General features: G+C 42.3%; 11 protein-coding genes. 7 read left to right on the top strand and 4 right to left on the bottom strand.

Annotation, left to right across the window (positions count from 1 at the left end; all coding sequences use genetic code 11):
• The coding region (locus VF500_RS08515; RefSeq protein WP_330859269.1) for a 2OG-Fe(II) oxygenase at positions 1–534 on the bottom strand (534 nt) is incomplete at its 3' end.
• 92 nt (positions 535–626) lie between these two features.
• Between VF500_RS08515 and VF500_RS08510 the strand changes: the two genes are divergently transcribed.
• Both VF500_RS08510 and VF500_RS08505 read left to right on the top strand, forming a co-directional pair.
• On the top strand, positions 627–980 hold the full coding sequence (locus VF500_RS08510; protein ID WP_330859268.1) for a DUF488 domain-containing protein: 354 nt from the start codon (positions 627–629) through the stop codon (positions 978–980).
• Positions 981–1,080: 100 nt separating this feature from the next.
• A complete protein-coding gene (locus tag VF500_RS08505; RefSeq protein WP_330859267.1) occupies positions 1,081–1,932 on the top strand; it encodes a methylated-DNA--[protein]-cysteine S-methyltransferase in 852 nt (283 codons plus the stop codon).
• 135 nt (positions 1,933–2,067) lie between these two features.
• Here the strand turns inward: VF500_RS08505 and VF500_RS08500 are convergent, their stop codons facing one another.
• Complete coding sequence (locus tag VF500_RS08500; RefSeq protein ID WP_330859266.1) at positions 2,068–2,553, bottom strand: nuclear transport factor 2 family protein; 486 nt, start codon at positions 2,551–2,553, stop codon at positions 2,068–2,070.
• A gap of 219 nt (positions 2,554–2,772) precedes the next feature.
• Between VF500_RS08500 and VF500_RS08495 the strand changes: the two genes are divergently transcribed.
• The 4 genes from VF500_RS08495 (at position 2,773) to VF500_RS08480 (ending at position 6,067) form a co-directional block, all read left to right on the top strand.
• The gene (locus tag VF500_RS08495) at positions 2,773–3,186 is read left to right on the top strand and encodes a hypothetical protein (protein WP_330859265.1); all 414 of its coding nucleotides are present in this window, start codon (positions 2,773–2,775) and stop codon (positions 3,184–3,186) included.
• A 53-nt stretch (positions 3,187–3,239) separates the two neighbouring features.
• Entirely contained in the window at positions 3,240–3,833 is a 594-nt protein-coding gene (locus VF500_RS08490; RefSeq protein ID WP_091210957.1) for a penicillin-binding protein activator LpoB, read from the top strand.
• A 63-nt stretch (positions 3,834–3,896) separates the two neighbouring features.
• A complete protein-coding gene (locus VF500_RS08485; protein WP_330859264.1) occupies positions 3,897–5,321 on the top strand; it encodes a hypothetical protein in 1,425 nt (474 codons plus the stop codon).
• Positions 5,322–5,626: 305 nt separating this feature from the next.
• Positions 5,627–6,067, top strand: a complete 441-nt coding sequence (locus tag VF500_RS08480) for a GNAT family N-acetyltransferase (protein ID WP_330859262.1) — start codon at positions 5,627–5,629, stop codon at positions 6,065–6,067.
• Here the strand turns inward: VF500_RS08480 and phnN are convergent.
• On the bottom strand, positions 6,064–6,621 hold the full coding sequence (gene phnN / locus VF500_RS08475; RefSeq protein ID WP_330859261.1) for a phosphonate metabolism protein/1,5-bisphosphokinase (PRPP-forming) PhnN: 558 nt from the start codon (positions 6,619–6,621) through the stop codon (positions 6,064–6,066). The two genes, VF500_RS08480 and phnN, sit on opposite strands and share 4 nt — an antisense overlap.
• A gap of 217 nt (positions 6,622–6,838) precedes the next feature.
• Between phnN and VF500_RS08470 the strand changes: the two genes are divergently transcribed.
• On the top strand, positions 6,839–7,234 hold the full coding sequence (locus tag VF500_RS08470; protein ID WP_330859260.1) for a hypothetical protein: 396 nt from the start codon (positions 6,839–6,841) through the stop codon (positions 7,232–7,234).
• A gap of 97 nt (positions 7,235–7,331) precedes the next feature.
• On the opposite strand, the gene VF500_RS08465 is transcribed toward VF500_RS08470, so the two are convergent.
• On the bottom strand, positions 7,332–7,841 hold a 510-nt coding region (locus VF500_RS08465), incomplete at its 5' end, for an endonuclease/exonuclease/phosphatase family protein (RefSeq protein ID WP_330859259.1).

Raw genomic sequence — 7,841 nt, 5'->3', positions numbered from 1 at the left:
TGGGATCTGCTCGGTGATCACAAATTCGCCGCCGGTATAGTCCCTGTTATGCTGATCAAGCATGAAAACCATTTGTATGGGGAAATATACTTCGCCGTAAAGGTCCTGGTGCAGGGTGTTAAATCCGCCTTCTGAATATTGTAATATAAGGACGGTAGGTTTGGTTTGCCCGGCTTCTTGGCTTAGCTGCTTCATTTCCTCATGCGTATCAGGGAATTGCTTGTTGATCCCAAGCTCTTGCATCCATTTATTGGCGACAGGAGCTATGTGCGGGTAAACTGTTTCCCTTAAATCGGTTATTACGGCAGGAAGCGGGTATTTATAATATTTATATTCGCCGTAACCAAACCTGTAGCGTTCCATGTTAACGGTTTTCCGGTATTCGTCTGCATCATAATTGCTGATCAATGTATCGCAGTCGCGTTCACTCAAAACCTGTTTAACAATTACAAAGCCCTTATTATGTAATGTTTGGTTGATGTGGTCCCAGTTTAAGTTTTTGATGCGATCTTTAAGTGTTTGTTTTGAAGTCATTTTGTTATTTTGAAGAATGTCAAAACTACTTTTGGAGCGACCGGTATACAATCCGATTCTTGCGGAGTTTTAAACCTTAATAAATACATATAATGGATATCAAAATTAAACGTGTTTATGAGCCTTATGCCGAAGATGACGGCACCCGAATCCTGGTAGACCGCCTCTGGCCCCGTGGCATAAAAAAGGAAGATGCCCATATCGACAGGTGGTTTAAGGAGATTGCGCCGTCTAACGAGTTAAGGAAATGGTACAACCATGATCCTGAAAAATTTGAGGCCTTTCGCCAAAGATATCGGGCCGAGATTGATAGCACTAAGGCATTGCCTGAACTGATAGATTATATCAGGCAGCATAAAACAGTGACGCTGGTGTTTTCTTCAAAGGAGTTGGCATTGAATAATGCGGTAGTATTGAAAACTATAGTTAATGATCATATCGAATAACAACTCCGCAAGAATCGGATTGTTGAGGGCTGTTTGGGCCGGTAATTTTGTGTTATAAAAGAATAGAAACACAATTGAATTTATTTAATAATAAGACATTATGAAAACCCAGCAAGAAATAGATTATACCCGCATAGCTGATGCAATAGGCTTTTTCAGGGAAAATTTTAAAGCACAGCCCAAACTGGAAGATGTGGCGGAACATGTAAATTTAAGTCCGTTCCATTTTCAGCGGATGTTTAAGGATTGGGCGGGGGTAACCCCAAAACAGTTCCTGCAATATTTAAGTGTGGAACATGCAAAGGGAATATTGAAACAAGAGGACGCCAATGTTTTCAACACCGCACTGGAAACCGGTCTTTCGGGAGGGGGCAGGTTGCATGACCTGTTTATTAAGGTAGAAGGTATGACACCCGGCGAGTACCGAAATGGAGGTGCTTTGCTACAAATCAATTATTCGTTTGCCGATACTCCTTTCGGTAAAGTTATCGTTGCGTCAACTGCTAAAGGTATCTGTCATATGGCTTTTGTTGATGAAGGCGAAGAGAAAGCATTGGAACAATTGAAAACAAGTTTCCCAAATGCAGTGTACAATCAGTTGGTTGATAGGTTTCAGCAAAATGCCCTGTTTATTTTCACGCAGGATTGGAGCCGCCTGGATGAGATCAAGCTGCATTTAAAGGGAACCGATTTCCAGATCAAAGTATGGGAAACATTATTAAAAGTACCTGCCGGCGGATTAACCACCTATGCATCACTCGCTAAAAAAGCCGGTAACGAAAATGCCTACCGTGCGGTAGGAACAGCAGTAGGGAGTAATCCGGTAGCATTCCTGATCCCGTGCCACCGGGTGATCAAATCAACCGGTGAAATTGGCCAGTACCATTGGGGAAGTACCCGCAAAAATGCGATCATAGGCTGGGAAGCTGCTTTGAATGAGCGGGTTGAATAAGAGGGAACTAAAATATGTCATTGCGAGGAGCGAAACGGGAATGAGCACTGGGGCGACGCAGCAATCGCATGCTATACAGAGCTGCTGTGCTTCTGTGCGATTGCTTCGTGCCTCGCAATGACATGGTAAGATTACTCAATGTCCCACACTAACCACTCTCGTTACCTTCCACTGGCCATCCTTATACTGCCAAACGTGTACAAACTTCATCAAACCGATGACCTGTTGTCCGTTTTCAGTATGGGTAAAACGGTGTGTTCCCATTTCAATAGCACCAAAGCCCGGCATGGGGTACACCTCAAGGGTTTCTTTAAGTAAATCGCGGCGTAGATCAGCGGCTTGTTTGTTTTCAAAGATGCCTTTAAAGCCTGCTATGGTTGCGTCATAACCAGTTATACCCTTGCCGTCGTTGTAAAATTCTACATCAGGGGCAAACAGTGTTTTCATTACATCCAGGTTGCGGCTGTTAAAAGCGTTGAACATTACACTGTCCATATGCGCAATGGTATTATACAATTGCTGATCTTTTGGCTTAAAAGCGGTGGTTTGCGCATTTGCAGCAGTGGCAAACAGCATTGCCGCAATGCTGGTAATAAGTATGGTATAGGTTGATCTTTTCATGATATTAAATGTATTAAAATATATCATGATGACGCGCCACCATGCTGTATGGTGACAGAAATATTAACCATTTACACCGCCAAAAAAGCTATAAGGTACTCCTGCAGTTCATAATTAAGTAAAAAAGCTTACGATTAACATATTTTAACGGTTTATGCTAAGCGCCGGTGTAATATTTGGGCACCATTTTACGTAACTTTACTTATCAAATTAAGTGCAATGAAAAAGAATATCTTCATTATAGCCTTGATGCTTTTAGGCGGTTTATTTAGCGGCAATGTAAACGCCCAGCAAACAGCATTGTTGTTGGCCGATCAAAACCCACGCTACATGGAAAGCCAGGCAAAATATATCAGGGTTGCCGATACCTTGAACAGCCTGCACGGTACAACCATACAAAATACTTATAAAGCTTACGACTGGTACGAAGCCAAATTGGAACGCCGTCGTCAAAACCGTGAATGGCGCCATGAAGAACGCATGAACGGATACTACGATTATTCACCGTCATGGGGTTTATACGGCGGTTATTCTTATTCACCTTTCCTTAACTATGGCTGGGGTAACCGTTGGGGTGGTTACGGAGGTCGCTGGGGAGGTCGTACCAGCATTGGTATCGGCTTTGGCTGGTAACAATTCAGACAGCATTCAATCTAACATATCATAATTTATAATATATACTACAGATGAAGTTTAACAGGATTTTAACAGTTGCTGCAATTGCAGTTTCAGGGATTTTTATAGCCTCATGTTCAAGGCAGGTTACACGCGTTAGCACCGATCAAACTATTGATGTTAGCGGCAACTGGAATAACAGTGATGCACGAATGGCAGCCGATGAGCTTACCGGCAAAATTTTAGGTGCTAACTGGATAGATACCCACCTTAACGAGCACCAGGGTAAACGCCCGGTAGTTATAGTTGGCTTTGTTCAAAATAAAAGCCACGAACATATTGATGCCGAAACATTCTTAACCGATATTGAAAGCTCATTCATCCAATCGCAAAAAGTGCGTTTGGTTCAGGGCGGAAAAAAACGTGATGAATTACGTGCCGAAAAAGCTGATCAGCAAACAAACGCATCTGTGTCGAGTATGAAAAAATTCGGACTGGAAAACGGTGCGGATTACATACTGCAAGGCTCAATTAACTCTATTGTTGATGCGCACAAACGCCAAAAAGTTGTTTACTACCAGGTAAATCTGGAGCTTACTAATATCCAAACAAATGAAGTGGTTTGGATAGGCGAAAAGAAAATTGCCAAATACGTTAAAAACTAAAGCCCGTAAACATTATTGCCCTGAACATGGTACGCCCGTGTTCGGGGCAGTTTGCATTTAATAATGGTCAACTTACGTACGCATATTCTCCAGGTATTTTCTTTTATCGGGCTGATGCTTTTTTTATCGGCATGTTCCACCTATAATCAAAGTGTTGCGCCTTATTATAAAAACGTATCTGCCGGTAACTATCCCCAGGCCGAGAAGGAACTGGATAAAAACAGCCTGATCCAGGCTCCCCGAAATAAACTCCTGTACCTGATGGAGAAGGGGAGGATCTGTCATTTAAAAGGCGAATACGAAAACAGCAACAATTACTTTAACCAGGCCGATCAGTTGCTTGATGAGGGTTTAACCAGCGCATCTGACGCTGCTGTGGGTGTTTTGCTTAATTCGGCATCGCAAAAATATAAAGGTGAGGATTTTGAGAAGTTCATGATCCATTATTACAAAGCGCTTAACTATCTGTACCTCAATAAAACAGAGGATGCCATTGTTGAGGCCCGTCGTATCACCTTGCAGGCACAGGAGCAGGGTGATAAGTTTAACAATAAAGATAACCGTTACTCAAATGATGCTTTTGCGCTGACCTTGCAGGGTATGTTGTATGAAAGCAACAACGATGTAAACAACGCTTTTATATCATACAGAAACGCGGCCGAGATCTATCTTAAAAGCCCCGATAAAACTTATTACGGTACCACCATGCCGGTTGAACTGGAAGAGGATGTGATCCGTACGGCAAAGCTGAATGGTTTCACTACCGAAGCGGATCAGTTTGAAACAACGTTTGGGATTAAATATGAACCTGTAAAACCATCAGATGGCGGGGAACTGATCTTCTTTTGGGAGAATGGCCTTGCGCCGGTTAAAACGCAGGTCGACTTGTTTTTCAGTCTGATCCGTAACAGTAACGGCGATTTGTTTTTCAGCGATGCAGCCGGAGGTATAGTGGTTCCATTTAATTATGATGGCGACAGGAACAGAGTAAATACCAAATCGGTCGAAAGCCTTCGGGTGGCATTCCCTAAGTATGTAGCACAAACGCCTTATTATTCAAGCGCGAGTATCTCTGTAAACAACCAGGATGCACCGTTGATAAAAGCCGAAGATATTAATGAGCTGGCATTTAAAACCTTGCAACAGCGCGCTTTAAAAGAAATGAGTGGCATCCTGTCGCGCCTTGCAGTGAAAAAAATTGCCGAGTATTCATTACGTGCAGCAGCAAAAAGCGATGGTAAAACTAATGGACTGCTGGAAGGCCTGGGTTATGGCATCCAGCTTTACAGCTTATTATCCGAAAAGGCCGATACCCGTAACTGGCAAAGTTTACCGGCTTATATCTCTTACACTCGTGTTCCTTTACAAAAAGGCGATAACCAGGTACGTATTACGCTGAAAAATGCCCAGGGCGTAGCTGAAACCAAAACTATCAGCATTCAGGGAAATGGCAGGTTGCAGTTTTATAACTATGCTACGTTAAGATAGTAAGTGTTAGTCACAGATATTTCTACATATAAAAAAAGCCATTTGCTGTTCAGGGCAGATGGCTAAATTATATGATAGGGTTTAGGTGCGGTATTTACCCTTAAAAACTTCTTCTTGTTTTTTTATAAACATACGTTTAATATCAACCTTAAAGAATACCCAGTTTTAGGTATATTTTATCATCATATCCCCAATTATTTCTTACAGCTTGCTAATAAACGGCTAATAAATAAAACAGAGTTTTGTTCAGCTACATTTGTATTGGGTTTATTGAACCTGCAGTAGTTTTTCATAACAGTATAAAAATGTTAAACCAGATAATACTAAGGGATGCCCGCGAGGGCGATATTGAGAAGATAGCGGCACTGATGACCGATTTAAGCTATCCAACTACTGTAGCCGAAATGCAGGCGCGTATGGAGCCGATTTTGATCCACCTCGATTATAAAACAATTTTAGCTGTTTATAACGAGGAAATAGTTGGTATGGCCGGCCTGGTAAAAGGCAATTATTATGAAAAGAATGGAAAATACCTTCGTGTGCTGGCCTTTGTGGTAAAACAAACCGTGCGTAACCTGGGCATCGGTAAAATACTGATCAAAGCCTGCGAGGATTACGCCATTGAAAAAGGCCTGAACACGGTGATCATCAACAGCGGTAACCGCGATGACAGGAAAGTTGCCCACGCCTTTTATCAAAAAATGGGTTATGTTATCCGCTCTTCAGGCTTTGTGAAGCAGGTTTAAGCCAGTTGCTTTTCTGTTACCGAGATCAGGCTTACCAGTTTGCTCCCTGCAACTTCAACAGTGCCGTTGTTTTGTATTTCGATGCAATTTTCAAGATCGGTATTGAGTTCGGAGGTGCGCGCTATTCGTTTTGCTATTTCCTCTGCATCTTCCCGCCCACGAACGGCCAACCGCTGAGCAATAATTTCGGGACTCGCAGTTATTAATACTACTTTCAGGTCGGGGTAAAGTCGCTGCGCCACAGGGAGGTATTCGCGCGAGCCATTAACCACCACATTAAAGCCTTTATTAAGCCAACTGTTTATTTCCTGGCCTATGCCATAGTATTTATCATGGCTGCCCCAGCTTAAAGCAAACATACCTGCTCTGCTCCGTAATGCAAATTCCTCGTTGGTTAAACTAACATGGTTCTCGTTGCCCGAAAACGGGGGACGGGTGATATACCTGTGCGCAAATACAACATTTTCAGACCCGTTGATCTGTTTGCGGGCATAATTCATCAGGGTGTCTTTTCCGGCTCCGGAAGCGCCAATAACATAAAATAGCTTACTCATGACGAGGGTAAATTTAGCAATTATATACCATCCAAACTCAATGGGAAAGGATGGTTAATTATTAAACGATTTTATATTAAAGTTGATATGGAAGAAACCTTAATGGTGCCACTTTTTCTTACATCTTATTTCAAAATTTAATATTTAAATTAGGTTGATTATTTATTAGCGTATGAAGCCCTGCGCTTAATTTTACGATTGCCAGATATTGGGGCTGATGGCAAATATTTTAACCTATCCCATGTTCAAAAAAATAATTCTGCTACTGTTTATAGCAGGTGCATTTCAGCTTTTTACTTCTCTGAAATCTTCAGATTACAACGTTGTAGGTTACTTTAACGGCTCGGAAGCCAAGCCGGATACATACTCATTAACTAAAGATGACGAGATCGTCGAAACAAAACTAATATTGGTTCCCCAGCAAATGCCGAAGGGGAAATACGTCGTTAACGTCACCAGAATAGCTAAAGACCTGTATAAGATAGATAAGAAAATAGATGGGAAAAATATCTATATCCAAACTAAGTCCTGCTACGAATTTGCTATTGATAAACAGGTCGCGCTGACCGTGGAAAATAGCTACGGATACAGCAAAGGCAAAGTGATCTTTTAAAGTTCTGGCTATTGATTGTGATGCCGGCTTTTTAGCACAACAGGTTATTTATGCAAAAGCATGCTTAAACGTACAATGTAATTGGCACAGGCAAAATTCAGGGTATTACAAGTGTGGTGGTTATGCCAAAATGATCGCTCGGATACAACCCAGTTTCTTCATCAGGTACGTTTAATACAACTGCCGAATCGATAAACTTCGGGTAGTTATCCGTACCCGGCAAGGGCAAAGTGAAGATCTGATCTACACATACCTGTTTGTTAGCTTTATAATAAGCATCTGCAAGGCTGTACCTTGGTTCAACGCCATTACCTTCGGTATAACAATCTGCCGCTTTTGATAATTTCCTGAAGGCCATAACCGCTTCCGAATCGGGTGTTGCATTAAAATCGCCGCAAATGATGTGGTATGGATGTGGCGTATCTGTACTAACAAAGCCTGCAAGCGCTTCGGCCTGGGCTTTTCTTAAGCCTTTATGCTGACCCAAATGCGTAAGATGGGTGGTGGTAATTGTAAGTGTTCCCCCCGATGGAAGCGTTACATCCGCCTGAAAAGCCTTGCGGTCGTTATCCTCATGCACCACAGGCAAATCAAAGCTGCCGGTTTC

This window comes from Mucilaginibacter sp. (genome assembly GCF_036383575.1).
Classification (GTDB): Bacteria; Bacteroidota; Bacteroidia; order Sphingobacteriales; family Sphingobacteriaceae; genus Mucilaginibacter.
This window is presented reverse-complemented; position numbering and strand designations above follow the sequence as displayed.

Bases quoted from the DNA above. Each gene is read 5' to 3' on its own strand.
- VF500_RS08500 (WP_330859266.1), bottom strand. From the start codon at position 2,553: ATGAAAAGATCAACCTATACCATACTTATTACCAGCATTGCGGCAATG.
- VF500_RS08495 (WP_330859265.1), top strand. From the start codon at position 2,773: ATGAAAAAGAATATCTTCATTATAGCCTTGATGCTTTTAGGCGGTTTA.
- VF500_RS08510 (WP_330859268.1), top strand. From the start codon at position 627: ATGGATATCAAAATTAAACGTGTTTATGAGCCTTATGCCGAAGATGAC.
- VF500_RS08490 (WP_091210957.1), top strand. From the start codon at position 3,240: ATGAAGTTTAACAGGATTTTAACAGTTGCTGCAATTGCAGTTTCAGGG.
- VF500_RS08470 (WP_330859260.1), top strand. From the start codon at position 6,839: ATGGCAAATATTTTAACCTATCCCATGTTCAAAAAAATAATTCTGCTA.
- VF500_RS08505 (WP_330859267.1), top strand. From the start codon at position 1,081: ATGAAAACCCAGCAAGAAATAGATTATACCCGCATAGCTGATGCAATA.
- VF500_RS08485 (WP_330859264.1), top strand. From the start codon at position 3,897: ATGGTCAACTTACGTACGCATATTCTCCAGGTATTTTCTTTTATCGGG.
- VF500_RS08480 (WP_330859262.1), top strand. From the start codon at position 5,627: ATGTTAAACCAGATAATACTAAGGGATGCCCGCGAGGGCGATATTGAG.
- phnN (WP_330859261.1), bottom strand. From the start codon at position 6,621: ATGAGTAAGCTATTTTATGTTATTGGCGCTTCCGGAGCCGGAAAAGAC.